Genomic DNA, 18,061 nt, shown 5'->3' with positions numbered 1-18,061 from the left:
ACGGGGACGCCGTCTCCCCCGGGCGAGGCGTCCCAGACAGGAGCCCTGTATGCACCTCGACCACACCCACCACGGTCCCGCCGCCATGAGCGCCGACGCCCACCGGCCCGACGGGGCCCGGCGCGCTCTGCGCATCGGGCTCGGCGGTCCCGTCGGGTCCGGGAAGACCGCCACGGTCGCCGCGCTCTGCCGGGCGCTGCGCGCGGAGTTGTCCCTGGCCGTCGTGACCAACGACATCTACACCCGGGAGGACGCCGAGTTCCTGCTCCGGGAGGCCGTGCTGCCGCCGGAGCGGATCACGGCGGTGGAGACCGGCGCCTGCCCGCACACCGCGATCCGCGACGACATCTCCGCCAACCTGGAGGCGGTGGAGGACCTGGAGGACGCCGTCGGGCCGCTGGACCTGATCCTCGTTGAGTCCGGCGGGGACAACCTCACCGCCACCTTCTCCAAGGGTCTCGTCGACGCGCAGATCTTCGTGATCGACGTGGCCGGCGGCGACGACATCCCGCGCAAGGGCGGACCCGGGGTCACCACCGCCGACCTGCTCGTCGTCAACAAGACCGACCTGGCGCCGTACGTCGGCTCCGACCTGGCCCGGATGGCCGCCGACGCCAAGGCGCAGCGGGCCGAACTCCCGGTGATCCTGCAGTCGTTGCGCGAGGACGCGGGAGTCTCGGACGTGGCCGCGTGGGTGCGGGGGCGGCTGGCCGCGTGGACGGCGTGACGGCGGCCGGCGTCCGGGCGGACGCGCGAATCGTCGCCCGGAGCGACGGTCGGGGCGGCACCGCCCTGCCCGTACTGGACGGCGGGGGCCCGCTCGCGCTTCGCCGTGTCCGGGCGAGCGGCGACGAGGCACGGGTGATGGTCGTCGGCGCGATGAGCGGCCCGCTCGGCGGCGACCGCTTCCGGGTGCGGGCGCGCTTGGAGGAGGGTGCCCGGCTGCACGTCGGCTCGGCCGCCGCCACCATCGCGCTGCCGGGCCAGCACAAGGGCGAGGCGAGGTACGACGTACGGCTCGACGTGGCCGGGGGCGCCCGGCTCGACTGGCTTCCAGAACAGCTCATTTCGGCCGGTGGCAGCGATCTGCACGTCACCACGCGGGCCGAACTCGCCCCCGGGGCGCGGCTCGTGCTGCGCGAGGAGCAGGTGCTCGGAAGGACGGGGGAGGAGCCCGGGCGGCTGACCAGCCGGCTCACCGTGCGGCTCGCCGGCCGGGCCCTGCTGGACCAGGAGCTGAGCTGCGGACCCGGCGCGCCGGGCGGCTGGGACGGCCCGGCCGTGCTCGGCGGCCGTCGAGCCGTGGGACAACTGGTGGTCGTACGCCCTGAGTTCGGGGAACGGCCGCCCGCCGCGCGGGTGCTGGGGGAGTGCGCTGCGCTGATGCCGCTCGCCGGACCGGCGGTGCTCGTCAGCGCCGTCGCGCCCGACGCGCTGAAACTGCGGCGGCTGCTCGACGAGGCGCTCGCCCTGCTCACCTAGGTGTTCCGCTCAGGAGACGCACTGATCCGTTTATCGGATTGGTAAAGAAGGTCTGCCTCCTCTGTTCTCAGGTGGCTCACAGCCGCGAGGATCCCCGTCTGACCACTCGCAGCGATGTGCAATGGGAGCCCACTTGAGGGACAACAGACCGAAGAGCCGCCTGCTGGCGCTCGGTTCGGCCGGAGCGCTCGTCACGGCGACCCTGATAGCCGGCGCGGTGTCGGCGCCCGCGGCCAGCGCCGACAGCCGCCACGGACGGGACCGCGAGGCCGTCGGCGCCGAGATCGCCGCCGCTCGCGCCGCCAAGGCCGGCATCGACTGGCGGGACTGCCCCGCCGACTGGGGGCTGGAGAAGCCCATCCAGTGCGGCTGGGTCTCCGTGCCGCTCGACTACAGCAAGCCCAACGGCAAGCAGATCGAGCTCGCCGTCGACCGCATCAAGAACACGGGGACCGAGAAGGAGCGCCAGGGCGCGCTCGTCTACAACCCGGGCGGCCCCGGTGGGTCCGGCCTGCGTTTCCCGCGCCGGGTCACCACCAAGAGCGCCGTCTGGGCGAACGCGGCGAAGGCCTACGACTTCGTGGGCTTCGACCCGCGCGGCGTCGGCCACTCCGCGCCCATCTCCTGCGTGGACCCGCAGGAGTTCGCCAAGGCGCCCAAGGCCGACCCGGTGCCGGACACCGAGGCCGACAAGACCGCTCAGCGCAAGCTCGCCCGCGCGTACGCGCAGGGCTGCGCCGAGCGCAGCGGCACCATGCTGCCGCACATGACCACGCCGAACACCGCCCGCGACCTGGACGTCATCCGCGCCGCGCTCGGTGAGCGCAAGCTCAACTACCTCGGCGTCTCCTACGGCACCTACCTCGGCGCCGTCTACGGCACCCTCTTCCCGGGCCACCTGCGCCGCATGATCGTGGACAGCGTGGTGAACCCGTCGAAGCGGAGCATCTGGTACCAGGCCAACCTGGACCAGGACGTCGCCTTCGAGGGCCGCTGGAAGGACTGGGAGGACTGGGTCGCCGCCAACGACGCCGCCTTCCACCTGGGTACCACCCGCGCCGCCGTCCAGGCCAAGTGGCTGGAGCTGCGCGCCACCGCCAAGAAGAGCCCCCTCGGCGGGGTCGTCGGCCCGGCCGAGCTGATCTCGTTCTTCCAGAGCGCCCCGTACTACGACTCCTCGTGGGTGCCGGTCGCCTCGGTGTTCAGCAAGTACGTCGCCGGTGACACCCAGGCCCTCGTCGACGCCGCCGCGCCGGACATGGCGGACACGGCCGGAAACGCCGCGTCGGAGAACAGCAACGCGGTCTACACCGCCGTCGAGTGCGCCGACGCCAAGTGGCCCACCAGCTGGAGCAAGTGGGACCGGGACAACACCCGGCTCCACCGGGACCACCCGTTCATGACCTGGGCCAACGCCTGGATGAACCTGCCCTGCGCCACCTGGCCGGCCAAGCAGCACACGCCCGTCGAGGTGGGCACCCACCGGGGTCTTCCGCAGGTGCTGATCGTCCAGTCGACGCATGACGCCGCGACCCCCTACCAGGGCGCCGTCGAACTGCACAAGCGCTTCAAGGGCTCCCGTCTCATCACCGAGCGGGACGCCGGCTCCCACGGTGTGACGGGCCTGGTCAACCCCTGCATCAACGACCGGGTCGACGCCTATCTCCTCGGCGGCAAGCTGGACTCCGCCGACGTGACCTGCGCGCCGCACGCGACGCCCAAGCCGTAACGGGCGCGGTTCGGACCACGAGGGGCGGCCGGGCTTCCCGGCCGCCCCTTCGTCATGCCCCGGCCGACCAGGCGTCCTCGGCCGCGTAGTCGAAGGCACCGGGGTACGCCCGGGCCATGACCGGGAAGCGTTCCCGCCAGTCCCCGTCGCCCAGCGCGGCCGTCAGCCACTCCACCGTCTCCGGCAGGCTGTCCCGGTACGACACCACCGGCCGGTAGCCCAACTCCCGTTCGGCGGCGGACATGTCGAAGACCACCGGCAGCGGCATCGACCACGGGCTCCCGCCCACGGTTCCGCCGGGCGGCGGACCGTCCAGCAGCGTCGTCTCCGTGCGGACGCCCATGACCGCGTCGATCGCCGCCCCGATCTCCGCCGCCGTCGGCGCCTCGCCGTCACAGGCGTTCAGCACCCGCGATCCCGGCCGGGCCGCCGCCAGCCGCACCAGTTCGGCGATGTTCCGGGCGCCCGCCGGATGGAAGCGGCTCTCCCCGCGGTACGCGAGCACCCGCCGGCGCCTGCCGTCCAGGTTGCGCTTCACGAAGTACAGCTCGCGGGGGAGCGGGCTGTGCGGACCGTGCACCGCGCCCGCCCGCAGTACCGTCGTCGGCAACGTCGCCTCGGCGAGGCGGAGTTCGTGTTCCAGGGCCGCCTTGCGGGTGGAGTAGGTCGCCGCGCCCGGCGCCACCCCCGGCTGGGACTCGGGGACCGGCACCGGATACTCGGGGAAGCCGCCCGGCTCGCCGGAGGTGTCGAAGCCCCGCCCCGCGCCGTCCTCGTACACCGACACGCTGGAGACGACGACCGCGGAGCCGATCCGGTCGGCGAGGGACGTCAACTGCCGTGCGTGCGCGGCGTCGTACGCCACCACGTCGACCACCAGGTCGCAACCGCCGCCCACCACGGCGGCGAGAGCGCCGTCGTCCGAGCGGTCCAGCCGCGCCACGCGCACGCCGCCGTCCCACGTCTCGTCCCGGCCGCCGCCCCGGGAGGCGGCCGTCACCTCCCAGCCGTCCCGTGCCAGCGCCGCCACCACCGGGCGGCCGATCTGTCCGCTCGCCCCGATCACCAGTGCCCTCTTCATGCGGCGAGCCTAGGTACGGAGCACCCCCGGTTCCGAGCCGTTCTGCCGAGGGCAGAGATCAACCGCGTGGCGTCCGGGGGAACTTGCGCTCCTTCTTCGCGTCCGCCTGCTCCGCCTTGACGACGGCCGCGTACTGGTCGACGTACTCCTGCTCGGACAGGGAGAGGATCGCGTACATGATCTCGTCGGTGACGGCCCGCAGCACGGCCTTCTCCTTCTCCATGCCGGCGTAGCGCGAGAAGTCGAGAGCCTCGCCGAAGCGGATCGTGACGCGGCGGACGTGGGGGACGACCTTGCCCGGCGGCTGTGCCTCGAAGGTGCCGATCATCGCGCAGGGCACGACCGGCACCCCGGCCCTCAGCGCCATGACCGCGACCCCGACCTTGCCCTTGTACAGCCGGCCGTCGTGCGACCGGGTCCCCTCCGGGTAGATGCCGAGCAGCTCGCCCTTGCCCAGCACCCCGAGCCCCTCGCGGATCGCGGCCTGCCCCGCCTCCTTGCCCGAGCGGTCCACCGGGATCTGCCCGGCGCTGCGGAAGAAGAACGCGGTGAGCCGGCCCTTCACGCCCGGACCGGTGAAGTACTCGGCCTTGGCGAGGAAGGTGATGCGCCGCTTGAGGATCGCGGGCATCAGGAAGTGGTCCGAGAAGGACAGATGATTCCCCGCGACGATCGCCGGACCCGACGCCGGCACATGTTCGAGGCCCTCGATCCGGGGCCGGAAGACCAGCCTGAGCAGCGGGCCCAGAAGGACGTACTTGAGCAGGTAGTAGAACAACGGGTCGCTCCTCACTCCTGGCGGACTGGCTCAACCACCGCGTTCTTCCACGTCATTCGGCCCGTCGTGGGATGTCAGTGTAGGTGCAGGCGCGGCCCTCCGGCACCGGTCCGGACCGTGTCGGGTCCGGTCCTGACCGGCTGCCCCGAACGGGTGCCGCCCGAACGCCACGGGGACCGCGAGCCGGCCCCGCCCGGCCCGGAGGACCCGCCCGCTTCCACGTCCGCGGCCGAGGGGGCACGGCGCTCATGGCCCACGCCCCGCGCGGCCCGGACGCCATGACCCGTGCGGGCGGCCGGCCGCGGCGCCGGACGGCCATGCCGGGCGTGGCGTTCAGGGCGCGCCCGTCGCGGGCAGCTCCAGACGCAGCTCGTAGCCGCCGTCCGTCGTCGGTCCGGACGTGATGGTGCCGCCGAGCAGTGAGGCGCGCTGGCCCAGGCTGACGAGGCCGTAGTGCGAGCTGGGCAGCGGGAGTCCGGGGCGGGTCGGCGCGGAGTTCGTCACCGTGACGTGAACGGTGCCGTCCTCGTGGCCCAGGCAGACGGTCGCGGCGGCGCCCGGTGCGTGCTTGCGGATGTTGGTCAGCGCCTCCTGGATGGTGCGGTAGACGGCGCGCTGCACGGTCGGCGGCAGGTCCTCCGGGAGATCCATGCGCAGTTTTGTCTCGATGCCGCTGCCCGCGACGAGCTGCCGGAGGTCGGCCAGGGACGGCTGCGGAGTCAGCTCGGTCGGGCGGCCGCCGGAGGCCCGCAGGACGTTGACCATGTGCCGCAGCTCGTCCAGGGTCTGGACGCTCAGCCGCCGGATCGTGGCCGCCGCCTCCTTGGCCTCCGGGTCCCGGCTGCCCACCTGCAACGCGCCCGCCCGTACCGCGATCAGGCTCACCTGGTGGGAGACGACGTCGTGCATCTCGCGGGCGAGCTGCGCGCGTTCCTTGGACAGCGCCGCCTGCGCGGTCAGCAGCTGCTCGTGGTCGCGCGCCTCGGAGATCTCCGTGAGCCGCAGCGACAGGTCGCGCCGGGTCTGGACGAGCTGGCCGAGGAACACGGGAGCGGCGGCCATCGCCGCGGTGTAGGTCAGGGTGATCAGGGTCGAGGTGCCCAGCAGGTCTATCGCCGGCGACGGCCACCGGGTGACGTCGCTGAACGTGAGCGCCAGGCCGCACAGGACCAGCAGGACACGGCGGCGGGTGAGCGAGGCCAGGGTGTACAGCGCGGCCAGCGCGGCGAAGACGGCGTCGGAGAGCAGGACGGACGGCAGGGTGAGCAGGAACGTCAGCAGCGGCAGACGGCGGCGCAGCAGCAGCGCGAAGGCGGCGATCAGTGCGAAGGTCATGCGCAGCGGCTCGTCGCTGTCGAAGTGCACCCAGACGTCGAACAGCGAGCAGACGACGACGGCGGCGTCCAGCAGCGGCGCGGGCGGACGGCGGGCTGTCATCCCTCCCCCCTCTCCAGGAGGCCGGCCCGTTGGGCCAGCAGGGCGGCCTGGACACGGCCGCCCACCTCCAGTTTGGTGAGGATGGCGCTGACATGGTCCTTGACCGTCCCCGTGCTCAGGTGCATCCGGGAGGCGATGTCACCGTTGGACAGCCCCTCCGCGACCAGAAGCAGGACATGGCGCTCACGCTCGGTCAGCCGTTCGATGGTGCGCGCGGCGGCCTCCTGCGAGCCGGCGCCCAGGAAGCCGTCCACGACCGTCCGGGTCACCTTGGACGACAGGACGGTGCCGCCGTCGGCCAGGGCCCGCACCAGGAAGGGCAGCTCCTCGGGGTCGGTGTCCTTGAGCAGGAAGCCCGCCGCGCCCGAGCGCAGGGCCGTCTCCACGTACTCGTCCATGTCGAACGTGGTCAGCATGGCCACGACCGGGGGCCGCGGCAGCCGGCGGATCTCCGCCAGCACCGTCAGCCCGTCCACGTCCGGCATCCGGATGTCCAGCAGGACGACGTCGGGCCCCGTCTCCCGCAGGGCGGCGAGCGCCTGGCCGCCGGGCACCGCCGCCACGACCTCGATGTCGTCCGCGGCGTCGAGGATGTGCTGGAAGCCCGTACGGATGAGGGCCTCGTCGTCGACCACCAGTACCCGGATCACGTGCGCTCCACTCGCTGCCGGCTTCCAGTCTGATCCGTACCGCGCCGAGTGGCGCGCCGTGACCGCCCGGCGCCGGTTTCAGCCGGGCGGCGGGGCCGTCCCAGCCGGTCGGCGGGGCGGTTCCGGACATTCGCCGGATGGTGGGGAGCCGTGGCGGCCACGGAACCTGGTACGCATGAGCCCGGAGCCGGTCCGCGCCCGGTCCGCCCCGACCGAGTGCCGTGCCGGTGCACCAAGGAGGTCAGTCGCATGACGATCCGCCTCACGTTCCTGAGCACGAGCGGCGGGGAGCCCACCCCCGGCACTCGTTTCGGTGACTTCTCACCGACCGAACGCGAACTGGACGAGGCACGCGCCGCCCGGGCGGACCTCCCTTCCCACACCCGGGCCGTGCGCGCGCCGTCCCTGCGCTGCCGGCGGACCGCCGAGGCCCTGGGCCTGGCGGCGGCGAGCGAGCCCGCGCTGCGCGACCTCGACCTCGGTGCGTGGCGCGGCCGGACGGTCGACGAGATCGTCGCCACCGACCCTCACGCCTTCACCGCCTGGCTGACGGACCCGGACGCCGCACCACACGGCGGCGAGTCGGTACGCCGGTTCTGCCGGCGCACCGCGAACTGGCTCGACGCGGTCGCCGACGAGCCGGGCCACGTACTGGCCGTCACCGAACCGGCCGTCGTCCGGGCCGCGCTGGTGCACGCCCTGGCCGCGCCGGCGAGAGCGTTCTGGCGCCTCGACGTACCGCCCCTGTCCCCGGTGTCCCTCACCTGGCAGCGCGGTCACTGGGACGTCAGTACCGGCTCCGCCGCCTTCGAGGCGACCCGGCGATGCACCGTGATCCACCGGAACCCGCGCCGGCACTCCGCCCAGGAGGCCGTTGACGTCCTCGTCCCGGCCACCGGGAACTGGACCGACCCTCTGCGGTACCCCCGGGGCGACGGAGCCGGCTACGCGTCCACGCGCCCGTAACGGCGCCCCCTCGCCGGCCGTCGCGGCCGTGGGGCGAGTCCCGGCGCCGCTCGCGCCGCCCGCCCCGTACGATGTCCGCGATGCCCCGCAACCAGCAGCGCGCCCCGAGACCGCCCCGGCGGTCCCGTCGTGCGCTGCTCGTGCTGGCGGTACTGGCCGGCCTGCTGGGCATGCACGCCCTGGCGCCCGGCGGCGGCACCGGGCACCCGGCACGGGCCCACGCCGAGTCCCGTACGGTCGCCGTCATGGCCCAGGACGCCTGTCCGGACGGCCACTGCGGCGGCGACCACCTGCACCACGCCGACCCGGCCTGCGCGTCCGGCGCCGTCAAGGACGGCCCCCGGCCGCCCGCTCCGGTCCCCGGCCCGGTGACCTCCCCGGTGCCGGCCGGCGCGTGCGGCTCCCGCGCCGTCACCGCACCGGACGGCGCCCGCGCACCGCCCACCCTGGCCGAACTGCAACTCCTGCGGATCTAGAGGCACCCGACGACCGCCGGCAACGGCGGCCGTCCACCCACGCGTGCCCGAAAGACCTTCCGACAGCAGGAGATCCCAGCATGACCATCCGTACCCTGACGCGCCGCGCCGTCCTTCTCGCCGCCACCGCGGCCGCCTCGCTGGCCCTCGCCGCCTGCGGTGGCGGCGACGACGGCGCGGCCCACGCGGGACACGGCGGTTCGGCGTCGCCCGCCGCGTCCGCCACGGCCGGCACCCACAACGCCCAGGACGTCACCTTCGCCCAGGGCATGATCCCGCACCACCGGCAGGCCCTGGAGATGGCGAAGCTCGCCGACGGCCGGGCCTCCTCGGCCCGGGTGAAGGACCTCGCCGCCCGGATCGAGAAGGCACAGGACCCGGAGATCCGCACCATGAGCGGCTGGCTGACCGCCTGGGGCGAGCAGGTGCCCATGGCCGGCATGGGCCACTCGGGGCACGCCGGCATGACCGGCATGACCGGGATGATGAGCGACGACGACATGGCGGCCCTGAAGAAGGCCACCGGCGCGGACTTCGACAGGAGGTTCCTGTCCCTGATGGTGGAGCACCACCGGGGCGCCGTCGAGATGGCCGGCACCGAGAAGTCCGGGGGAGCCTACGGCCCCGCCCGGACCATGGCCGGCGACATCGTCCGGGCGCAGAACGCCGAGATCCGGGAGATGAAGCGGATCCTCGGCGGGAGCTGACGCGGAGCGGGGGGCCGGCACCGGTCCGGCCCCCCGCTGCCCTCAGCCCAGCACCTTCTCCAGGGAGCCCAGCGCCGAGCGCAGCTCCTCGGCGGTGATGGTCAGCGGGGGCGCCAGCCGGATCGTGGAGCCGTGGGTGTCCTTGACCAGGACGCCCTCCCGCATGAGCCGCTCGCTGATCTCACGGCCGGTGCCGATCGCCGGGTCGACGTCGACGCCCGCCCACAGGCCGCGAGCCCGGAAGCCGGTCACGCCCTTGCCGACCAGCTCGGTCAGGCCGCCCCGCAGCACCAGGCCCAGCTCGGCCGCCCGGCTCTGGTACTCGCCCGTCTCCAGCAGCCCGACGACCGCCGTGCCGACCGCCGCGGCCAGCGGATTGCCGCCGAACGTGGAGCCGTGCTCACCCGGGTGCAGCACGCCCAGCACCTCGCGCCGGGCCACCACCGCCGACACCGGCACGATGCCGCCGCCCAGTGCCTTGCCCAGGAGCAGCACGTCGGGGACGACGCCCTCGTGCTCGACGGCGAGGGTGCGGCCGGTGCGGCCGAGGCCCGACTGGATCTCGTCCGCGATGAACAGGCAGCCCTCGCGGCGGGTCAGCTCACGGACACCGGTCAGATAGCCCTCGTCCGGGATGACGACCCCGGCCTCGCCCTGGATCGGTTCGATCAGTACCGCGGCCGTCGTCTCGTCGACCGCCGCCTCCAGCGCGGCCAGGTCGTTGTACGGCACGACCCGGAAGCCGGGCGTGAAGGGGCCGAAGCCCGCGCGGGCCGACTCGTCCGTGGAGAAGCTGACGATCGTCGTCGTACGGCCGTGGAAGTTCTCGGCCGCCACCACGATCGTGGCCCGGTCGGCGGGGACGCCCTTGACGTCGTACGCCCACTTGCGGGCCACCTTGATGCCGCTCTCCACGGCCTCGGCGCCCGTGTTCATGGGCAGCACCATGTCGAGCCCGGTCAGTGCGGCGAGCCGCTCCGCGAACTCGGCCAGCCGGTCGTTGTGGAAGGCGCGGGAGGTCAGGGTCAGCCGGTCGAGCTGCCGGTGCGCGGCCTCGATCAGCTCCGGGTGCCGGTGGCCGAAGTTGAGGGCCGAGTAACCGGCCAGCATGTCGAGGTAGCGGCGGCCCTCGACGTCCTCCACCCAGGTGCCCTCGGCCCGGGCGACGACCACGGGCAGCGGGTGGTAGTTGTGCGCGAGTACCGGTTCCTCCGCCCGGATCAGGTCCTCGGACGTACGGGTGCGCGCGGGTGCGGTCATCAGCGGATCTCCTGGGTGCAGCACTTGATGCCACCGCCGGCCTTGTGGAACTCGGACAGGTCGACGGGGACGGGAACGTAGCCGTGGCCGTCCAGGCGCTCGGCCAGCGCCTCGGCCTGCGGGGCGATGAAGACGTGCCTGCCGTCGGACACGGAGTTCAGGCCGAAGGCCATCGCGTCGTCGCGCGTGGCGAGCACGGCGTCCGGGTACAGGCGCCGCAGCACCTCCCGGCTGCCCGGGGAGAACGCCTCCGGGTAGTAGACGATGTTGTCGTCGTCCAGGACGAACAGCGCCGTGTCCAGGTGGTAGAAGTACGGGTCCACCAGCGTCAGGCCGATCACCGGGTGGCCGAGGAACTCCTGGGCCTCGCGGTGGGCCTCGCGGGTGGTGCGGAAGCCGGTGCCGGCCAGTACGTAGCGGCCCGTCCACACCAGGTCGCCCTCACCCTCGGTGACCGACTCGGGGCGGTGGACGTCGAACCCGGCCGCCTTGAACCAGGTGTCGTAGTGGACCGACTCGGGTCGCCGCTCCGCGGCGTGGAACAGGGACCCGAAGACCCGCCCGCCGACCACGAACGCGGCGTTGGCGGAGAAGACCATGTCGGGCAGGCCCGGGACCGGATCGACCGCGTCCACGGTGTGGCCGTGGCCGCGGTAGGCGCCGATCAGGGCCTGCCACTGCTCCCGGGCCAGGTCCACGTCGACCGGCTTGTCGGGATGCATCCACGGATTGATCGCGTACTGCACGGCGAAGTGTCTGGGTTCGCAGACGAGGAAGCGCCGATGGCGCGGCACACGGCTCTCGGGCACAGAGGGTTCCCTCCGCTTTCCTGTGTGTCACTGAAGGATGACACCACGGTAGAAAGCGACGGAGACGGACGACAAGAAACAAAGGCTGCGCACATGTGCAGCATCGCTGCGTCCGCGTGAAGGCGAACGCATCATCGCTGCGCGAGAACGGGTTTGGCACGCACTCATTCCGGCGCGGCCTGGGTCGCGCCCGCCTCGGGGCTCTCGGGGAGCAGATGGGAGAGCACCATCACGCTGATCGTCTTCCGGATGAACGGCTCGGCGCGGATCCGCTCCAGCACCTCCTCGAAGTGCTCCACGTCCCGCGCCCGTACGTGCAGCAGCGCGTCCGCCCCGCCGGTCACCGTCATGGCCGCCGCGATCTCCGGATGGTTGCGGACGACCTCCGCCAGGCGCCGTGGCGGGGCCGCGCCCTCGCAGTACACCTCGACGTACGCCTCCGTGCGCCAGCCCAGCGCCGAGGGCTGCACGGTCGCCGTGAAGCCGGTGATCACCCCGGTCTCCCGCAGCCGGTCCACGCGCCGCTTGACCGCCGTGGACGACAGCCCGACCGCCGCGCCGATCTCGGCGAAGCTGGTCCTGGCGTTCGCCATCAGCGCGGTGATGATCTTCCGGTCGAGGTCGTCGAACGACGCGGTCCTGCTGTTCATGCGGGCACTGTAATCAGCCGTGCCCGCGACCGGGACCCGCGCCCGCGACCGCGCCTACGACTGGGTGACGATCATCGCGAGTGTCAGCAGCCCGAGGACCACCCAGCCGAACCACAGCCAGCCGTTGCTGCCGAGCGCGACGGTGTACGCCGTCACGACGACGAGCCCGCCGACCGTCATCGCCCCCATGGCCTTGGTGGAACCGTTCGTGGAACCGGGCATCGCGACACCCTCCTCATGGTCCGTCCACCACCATGGTGCCCCGGGTTCCGCCCGGAAGGCATACCGCGTGCTCAGCCCTCGCGCGCGTTGAGGGAGGCCAGATAGGCGTTGTACGCCTCCAGCTCCTTGTCGCCGTCCCGGTCCGCGGCCCGGTCCTTGCGCCTGGCCTGCCGCTGCTCGGAGCCGTACCACTGGAACAACAGCGCGATCAGCACCAGCACGGACGGGATCTCGCTGAACGCCCAGGCGATGCCGCCGGCCGCGTTCTGGTCGGCGAGCGCGTCGATGCCGAGCGAGGCCGGCGGGTCCCGGAACGTCGCCACCATCGGCGTGGACCCCATCATCAGCGCGATGCCGAAGAAGGCGTGGAACGGCATGCCCGCGAACAGCTCCAGCATCCGCATCAGGTAGCCCGGCCGGTGCGGGCCGGGGTCCACGCCGATGATCGGCCAGAAGAAGACGACGCCTACGGCGAGGAAGTGCACCATCATCGCGACGTGCCCGGTCCGGGAGCCCATGAGGAAGTCGAACAGCGGGGTGAAGTACAGGGCGTACAGGCTCGCGATGAACAGCGGGATGGTGAACACCGGGTGCGTGATCACGCGCATGTAGCGGCTGTGCAGCAGCGCCAGCAGCAGCTCACGCGGGCCCTTGCGGCCCCGGCCGGCGGTCGGCAGCGCGCGCAGCGCCAGGGTCACCGGGGCGCCGAGCAGCACCAGGATCGGCGACAGCATGCTGATCACCATGTGCTGCACCATGTGCACGCTGAACATGACCATGCCGTAGTCGTTCAGCCGGGTGCACATCATCAGGGCGATGGTGAGGACGCCGACGACGTAGGACACGGTCCGGCCGGCCGGCCAGGAGTCCCCGCGCCGCCGCAGCCGCACGACACCCCACCCGTACAGGGCCAGCCCGGCCAGGCAGGCGACGAGGAAGAACGGGTCGGCCGACCAGTGCAGACCCCGCGCCAGCGTGAACGGCGGCAGGTCCATCGTCATGCCATGGCCGCTGTGATCCATCCGCCGGCTCCTGATTCGTGGGGGTTGTACGCGTCTGTCCGCCCACAAGAGTAGAACCGCCCCCGGTCGTCGCCGTGACCGGGGGCGGGTGGTCCGGAGCGGACGACTACAGGACGCACTCCGCCTCGTCGTACCGCTCGGCGGGCACCGTCTTCAGGGTCTCCACGGCCTCGGCCAGCGACACCATCACGATGTCGGTGCCGCGCAGCGCCGTCATCCGCCCGAACTCGCCCCGGTGCACGGCCTCCACCGCGTGCCATCCGAAGCGCGTGGCCAGCACCCGGTCGTACGCCGTCGGCGTGCCGCCGCGCTGCACGTGCCCGAGGATCACCGGCCGCGCCTCCTTGCCGAGCCGCTGCTCCAGCTCGACCGAGAGCTGCCGCGCGATGCCCGCGAAGCGTTCGTGGCCGTAGATGTCCTTGCCGCCCTCGTCGAACTCCATGGCGCCGGGCCGCGGCTTGGCGCCCTCCGCGGCGACCACGATGGCGAACCGCTTGCCCGCCTCGAACCGCGCGCCCACCTTCCGCGTCAGCTCGTCGATGTCGAAGGGCCGTTCCGGGACGACGATGGCGTGGGCGCCGGCCGCCATGCCCGAGTGCAGCGCGATCCAGCCGGTGTGGCGGCCCATGACCTCGACGATCAGCACCCGCTGGTGGGACTCGGCGGTGGTCTTCAGCCGGTCCAGCGCCTCGGTGGCGACCCCGACCGCCGTGTCGAAGCCGAAGGTGACGTCCGTGACCGCGATGTCGTTGTCGATGGTCTTCGGCACGCCCACGATGGGCAGCCCGTGGTCCGACAGCAGCCGGGCCGCCTTCAGCGTGCCCTCGCCGCCGATCGGGATGATCGCGTCCAGGCCGAGCTCCGCGACGTGGCCCCGGGCCCGCTCCACGCCGTCACGCAGGTGCTCGGGACGGACCCTGGAGGAGCCCAGGATGGTGCCGCCGCGCGCCAGGATGCCGCCCACGGCATCGAGGTCGAGCTTCGTGTAGTCGCATTCCAGGAGGCCCTTCCAGCCGTCCCGGAAACCGATGACCTCGTCACCGTGGTCGGCCACGGCACGGTGCACGACGGACCGGATGACGGCGTTCAGGCCGGGGCAGTCGCCGCCGGACGTGAGGACACCAATGCGCATAGCCCGAAATACCTTCTCAACGTGGGCCGGGAAACCGGACCACGTCGTCCGGCGGATTCCCGGTCACCATACCGGCGTGAGGGGGTGGCTCCGTAGCGGGCGTCCGCCTGCTGGACGCGTCCGCACATGTGAGCGGACGAGCCGTCAGGCGGGCCCGTCACGAGCCTGCCGGAGAGCGCTGAGAGGGCCCTGACGCGAGCCTTACGCGCGTCTCACGCGGGCTGCTGCGCGGACGCGATGCGCTCGTTGCGCAGCGCCTCGTACCAGCGGTCGTCGACCGGCGGCAGCGCGTTGACGTCGAGCGCCAGCTTCAGCAGCAGGTCGGCGATCTGCGGGTTTCGCGCGAGGACCGGGCCGTGCATGTACGTGCCGAAGACGGTCCCGTTGAACGCGCCCTCGGTGCCGTCCCCGGTGCCGTTGCCCTTGCCGATCCGGGTCCGGGCGAACGGGCGGGCGCCGGGCCCGATGTGGGTGACGCCCTGGTGGTTCTCGAAGCCCGTCAGCGGGGGCAGGCCGAGCTGCGGGTCGATGTCCGCGAGGACGTCGCCGACGCACCGCTCGCCCTCGCCGCGCACCGACGTCACGTCGAGCAGGCCGAGGCCCGGCTCGCGCTGGCCGAGGTCGTTGATGAACTCGTGGCCGAGGATCTGGTAGCCGGCGCAGACCGAGAACACGATCGCGCCGTTCTCCACGGCCCGGTGCAGATGGCCGTCGCGACGCAGGCGCTCGGCCGCGAGCCGCTGCGGCCGGTCCTCGCCGCCGCCGATCAGGTAGATGTCACCGGACGTCGGGATCGGCTGGTCGCTGCGCACGTCCAGCCGGGCCACGTCCAGGCCGCGCTGGCGCGCCCGGCGTTCCACGACGAGCGCGTTGCCCTGGTCGCCGTAGGTGCTCAGCAGGTCGGGGTAGATCCACACCAGCCGCAGTTGGTTGTCGCTCATGAGGTGATCGCCCTTCGAAGATCAGTTGCCGACGCGGCGGCGCAGGTCCTGGAACGCGGTGTAGTTCGCGATGACCTCGATGCGTCCCGGCGGGGCCGCCTGGACGGCCTGGTCGAGGTTGTCGCACACCTGGAACTGCTGGTTCGCGACTTCGAGGCGGACTGCGAGGTCCAGCTTGCGGTCACCGATCACGAAGATCGGGTGGCCGGTCAGCCGCGTGTAGTCGACGTCCCACAGCCAGGAGGTGTCGGTGCCGTCGGCTCCGCGCGCGTTCACGGAGAGGATCACCGGGGTGGGCGGCGGGTCGATCAGGGAGAACGTCTCCAGCCAGCCGGCCGGGTTCTTGGCCAGCAGCAGCCGGAGGTCACGGTTCATGAACTGGACGACGTCGTACCGGCCGGCCACGGCCTGCACCTGGTACATCCGCTCCAGGGCGACCTGCGGGGGCACTCCGAAGACGGCGGCGACCGCCGCGGAGCTGGCCGCGTTCGCCTTGTTGGCACGGCCCGGCAGCTGCAGGTGGATCGGCCAGGCGGAGCCGTGCGGGTCGAGGACGTGGTCCCCGGACAGCGCCCAGCTCGGCGTGGGCCGCCGGAAGCCGCACTCGCCGCAGAACCAGTCGTCGCCCGGACGCTGCATCACGCCACCGCAGGACGGGCAGGACCAGGCGTCGTCCTTCCACATCTGGCCGGCCGCGACCCAGATCACATTGGGGGAGGACGACGCGGCCCACACCACCAGCGGGTCGTCGCAGTTGGCGACGATGACGGCCTTGGAGCCGGCCAGACCCTCGCGCCAGTTCTCGGCGAGCATCCGGGTCTCGGCGGCGCGGTCGAGCTGGTCCCGCGAGAGGTTCAGCAGGGCGATGCACTTCGGGCCGGTGTCCCGGGCCACCCCGGCCAGGTACTTCTCGTCGACCTCGATGACGCCGAACTTCGCGTCCGAGCCGCCGGCCAGCGCCGAGGTGATGCCCGCGGGCATGTTGGCGCCGAGCGCGTTCGACACCACGGGACCCGCGGCGCGCAGCGCCTCGGCGATCAGCCGGGTGGTCGTGGTCTTGCCGTTGGTGGCGGACACCAGGGTGACGTCCAGGTTCTGGGCCAGCCGTCCGAGGAGGTCGGGGTCGAGTTTCAGCGCGACCCGGCCACCGATCACCGACCCGCTGCCGCGTCCCGCGGCGCGCGATGCCGCGGCGACCGCCTTGCCCGCGGTCACGGCCAGCTTGGCCCGCGGCGAGAGCGGGTCCGAGTTGCCTGCCATCAGTTCTCGATCCTCCTTGCGTACGCGCCGCGCCTGGGGCCATCCGGCAGCGTGGTGTGGACCTCAGCCTATCGAGATCCATTCGCACACCCGAATCGCGGCCCACGCCTCGCGGCGGGCAGGGGCCGAACGAACCGTACCCTTGCCGCCATGCGACACCGCCCCATCCCGGGCGCCCACGGGCGCGTCCGGCCCCTTTCCCTGCTCGGGGACCCCGTTCTGCACGGGCCCTGCGCGGACGTCACCGACTTCGGCCCCGAACTGTCCGCACTCGTGGAGGACTTGTTCGCGACCATGTACGCGGCCCAGGGGGTGGGCCTGGCCGCGAACCAGATCGGGGTCCCTTTGCGGGTGTTCGTCTACGACTGTCCCGACGACGAGGACGTCCGGCACCTCGGCCACGTGGTCAATCCGCGCCTGGTGGCGGCGGACGGCGTGGTGATCCGGGGCCCTGAGGGCTGTCTCTCCCTGCCGGGCCTGGAGGCGGGGACGGAACGGTACGACCACGCGGTGGTCGAGGGCTTCACGGCGGCCGGGGAACCGGTCACCGTCCACGGCACGGGATTCTTCGCCAGGTGTCTCCAGCACGAGTGCGACCACCTGGCGGGCACGGTGTACGCAGACCGTCTGACGGGTCTGCGCCGCCGGCGGCTGCGGCGGCGGATCGACCGGGCCGCCTGGCACCGCGCGGGCGGCCGCGCCGGGACCTAGGGGGCGTCTCCCCGATCTCCGCGGGTCCGCGACGCCCGGGGAGGCGCCCCCCAGGGCCGGCCCGCGGTCAGAAGCCCGGGCCGCCGACCCGGTCCCCGGCCGCGGCGAGCCTGCCCCACAGCAGGTCTGCGAGCGAGCGGACCAACTCGGCCCGGGAGCAGGGCCGTTCGCCGAGCCACCAGTCGCCGGCCGCGTGCATCATCCCGACGATCCCGTGTCCCCAGACCCGGGCGAGCTGCTGACTGCCCGGTCCGAGGTCCAGCCGGTCCTCGATGACCTGGGCCAGTTCCTCGCCCATCCGGCGAAGCAGCGGGGCGCTGTGCTTGCCGACGTCGAACCCCTGGTCGCCGCCGGTGCCGCCCTCGGCCGGGTGCATGAGGAACCGGTACACCTGGGGCCGGGCCTCGATCGCCGTGAGATACGTGTCCAGGGTGGACTCCACGCGCTCGCGCCGCTCGGCTGGCGCGTCCAGCGCGGCGCGCAGCGAGTCGAGCAGCGCGTCCGTGTGCCGCTTGGCCAGGGCCGCGTACAGGCCGCCCTTGTCGCCGAAGTGGCGGTACAGGATCGGCTTGGTGATGCCGGCCTCGGCGGCGATCGCGTTCATCGACGCCTGCGGGCCGTCGCGCAGCACCACCCGGTCGGCGGCCTCCAGCAGCTCGCGCCGTCGGCGGTCGGCGGACCGCTGCTGATCGGTCCGCTGCGTGGTGTCCATGTGGTCTCCCCACCCGTGCTGATTCGGTGACGCCTG

Annotated in this window: 20 protein-coding genes; 7 read left to right on the top strand and 13 right to left on the bottom strand. The window is 72.8% G+C overall.

The window, feature by feature from the left end; translation table 11 throughout:
- Window positions 1-49: 49 nt before the first annotated feature.
- The 3 genes from ureG to ACWCPN_RS24235 all read left to right on the top strand — a co-directional run bounded on the left by ureG (window position 50) and on the right by ACWCPN_RS24235 (window position 3,211).
- The gene (gene ureG, locus ACWCPN_RS24245; RefSeq protein ID WP_451209726.1) at window positions 50-727 is read left to right on the top strand and encodes an urease accessory protein UreG; all 678 of its coding nucleotides are present in this window, start codon (window positions 50-52) and stop codon (window positions 725-727) included.
- A complete protein-coding gene (locus tag ACWCPN_RS24240; protein WP_451209963.1) occupies window positions 724-1,482 on the top strand; it encodes an urease accessory protein UreD in 759 nt (252 codons plus the stop codon). Before ureG ends, ACWCPN_RS24240 begins: the two co-directional genes overlap by 4 nt.
- A 121-nt stretch (window positions 1,483-1,603) precedes the next feature.
- On the top strand, window positions 1,604-3,211 hold the full coding sequence (locus tag ACWCPN_RS24235; RefSeq protein ID WP_451209722.1) for an alpha/beta hydrolase: 1,608 nt from the start codon (window positions 1,604-1,606) through the stop codon (window positions 3,209-3,211).
- A 52-nt stretch (window positions 3,212-3,263) separates the two neighbouring features.
- Here ACWCPN_RS24235 and ACWCPN_RS24230 read toward each other — a convergent pair whose 3' ends face one another.
- From ACWCPN_RS24230 to ACWCPN_RS24215, 4 genes are all read right to left on the bottom strand, one after another.
- Window positions 3,264-4,280, bottom strand: a complete 1,017-nt coding sequence (locus tag ACWCPN_RS24230; protein WP_451209960.1) for an NAD-dependent epimerase/dehydratase family protein — start codon at window positions 4,278-4,280, stop codon at window positions 3,264-3,266.
- A 70-nt stretch (window positions 4,281-4,350) separates the two neighbouring features.
- A complete protein-coding gene (locus ACWCPN_RS24225; RefSeq protein ID WP_199209645.1) occupies window positions 4,351-5,070 on the bottom strand; it encodes a lysophospholipid acyltransferase family protein in 720 nt (239 codons plus the stop codon).
- Between the two features lie 333 nt (window positions 5,071-5,403).
- On the bottom strand, window positions 5,404-6,507 hold the full coding sequence (locus tag ACWCPN_RS24220; protein ID WP_451209718.1) for a sensor histidine kinase: 1,104 nt from the start codon (window positions 6,505-6,507) through the stop codon (window positions 5,404-5,406).
- Window positions 6,504-7,157, bottom strand: coding sequence for a response regulator (locus tag ACWCPN_RS24215; protein WP_451209715.1), 654 nt, complete (start codon window positions 7,155-7,157; stop codon window positions 6,504-6,506). The genes ACWCPN_RS24220 and ACWCPN_RS24215 overlap by 4 nt, the downstream gene beginning before the upstream one ends.
- Before the next feature lie 249 nt (window positions 7,158-7,406).
- Between ACWCPN_RS24215 and ACWCPN_RS24210 the strand changes: the two genes are divergently transcribed.
- The 3 genes from ACWCPN_RS24210 to ACWCPN_RS24200 all read left to right on the top strand — a co-directional run bounded on the left by ACWCPN_RS24210 (window position 7,407) and on the right by ACWCPN_RS24200 (window position 9,306).
- On the top strand, window positions 7,407-8,123 hold the full coding sequence (locus ACWCPN_RS24210) for a histidine phosphatase family protein (protein WP_451209712.1): 717 nt from the start codon (window positions 7,407-7,409) through the stop codon (window positions 8,121-8,123).
- An 80-nt stretch (window positions 8,124-8,203) separates the two neighbouring features.
- Window positions 8,204-8,599: a DUF6153 family protein gene (locus ACWCPN_RS24205; RefSeq protein WP_451209709.1), complete on the top strand. Its 396-nt coding sequence runs from the start codon at window positions 8,204-8,206 to the stop codon at window positions 8,597-8,599.
- 80 nt (window positions 8,600-8,679) lie between these two features.
- Window positions 8,680-9,306, top strand: a complete 627-nt coding sequence (locus ACWCPN_RS24200) for a DUF305 domain-containing protein (protein WP_451209706.1) — start codon at window positions 8,680-8,682, stop codon at window positions 9,304-9,306.
- A gap of 42 nt (window positions 9,307-9,348) precedes the next feature.
- On the opposite strand, the gene rocD is transcribed toward ACWCPN_RS24200, so the two are convergent.
- The 8 genes from rocD to ACWCPN_RS24160 form a co-directional block, all read right to left on the bottom strand.
- On the bottom strand, window positions 9,349-10,566 hold the full coding sequence (rocD, locus tag ACWCPN_RS24195) for an ornithine--oxo-acid transaminase (RefSeq protein WP_392293819.1): 1,218 nt from the start codon (window positions 10,564-10,566) through the stop codon (window positions 9,349-9,351).
- Window positions 10,566-11,375 carry a dimethylargininase gene (ddaH, locus tag ACWCPN_RS24190; protein WP_199209639.1) on the bottom strand — a complete coding sequence of 270 codons (810 nt, stop codon included), beginning with the start codon at window positions 11,373-11,375 and terminating at the stop codon, window positions 10,566-10,568. The genes rocD and ddaH overlap by 1 nt, the downstream gene beginning before the upstream one ends.
- 164 nt (window positions 11,376-11,539) lie before the next feature.
- Complete coding sequence (locus ACWCPN_RS24185) at window positions 11,540-12,025, bottom strand: Lrp/AsnC family transcriptional regulator (protein WP_451209702.1); 486 nt, start codon at window positions 12,023-12,025, stop codon at window positions 11,540-11,542.
- 54 nt (window positions 12,026-12,079) lie between these two features.
- Window positions 12,080-12,247: a hypothetical protein gene (locus ACWCPN_RS24180; protein ID WP_199209637.1), complete on the bottom strand. Its 168-nt coding sequence runs from the start codon at window positions 12,245-12,247 to the stop codon at window positions 12,080-12,082.
- Between the two features lie 71 nt (window positions 12,248-12,318).
- A complete protein-coding gene (locus ACWCPN_RS24175; RefSeq protein ID WP_199209636.1) occupies window positions 12,319-13,269 on the bottom strand; it encodes a cytochrome c oxidase assembly protein in 951 nt (316 codons plus the stop codon).
- Between the two features lie 106 nt (window positions 13,270-13,375).
- The gene (locus tag ACWCPN_RS24170; protein WP_199209635.1) at window positions 13,376-14,401 is read right to left on the bottom strand and encodes a 6-phosphofructokinase; all 1,026 of its coding nucleotides are present in this window, start codon (window positions 14,399-14,401) and stop codon (window positions 13,376-13,378) included.
- A gap of 212 nt (window positions 14,402-14,613) precedes the next feature.
- Entirely contained in the window at window positions 14,614-15,342 is a 729-nt protein-coding gene (locus tag ACWCPN_RS24165) for a type 1 glutamine amidotransferase (RefSeq protein ID WP_365129734.1), read from the bottom strand.
- A 21-nt stretch (window positions 15,343-15,363) separates the two neighbouring features.
- The gene (locus tag ACWCPN_RS24160; RefSeq protein ID WP_199209634.1) at window positions 15,364-16,602 is read right to left on the bottom strand and encodes a MurT ligase domain-containing protein; all 1,239 of its coding nucleotides are present in this window, start codon (window positions 16,600-16,602) and stop codon (window positions 15,364-15,366) included.
- Window positions 16,603-16,752: 150 nt separating this feature from the next.
- Between ACWCPN_RS24160 and def the strand changes: the two genes are divergently transcribed.
- Window positions 16,753-17,313, top strand: a complete 561-nt coding sequence (gene def, locus ACWCPN_RS24155; protein ID WP_451209696.1) for a peptide deformylase — start codon at window positions 16,753-16,755, stop codon at window positions 17,311-17,313.
- 67 nt (window positions 17,314-17,380) lie between these two features.
- Here the strand turns inward: def and ACWCPN_RS24150 are convergent, their stop codons facing one another.
- Window positions 17,381-18,025 (bottom strand): TetR family transcriptional regulator, encoded by a 645-nt coding sequence (locus tag ACWCPN_RS24150; RefSeq protein WP_451209693.1) that lies wholly within the window; start codon window positions 18,023-18,025, stop codon window positions 17,381-17,383.
- Window positions 18,026-18,061 lie beyond the last annotated feature (36 nt).

This window comes from Streptomyces sp. NPDC002386, from assembly GCF_053593175.1.
This window is presented reverse-complemented; position numbering and strand designations above follow the sequence as displayed.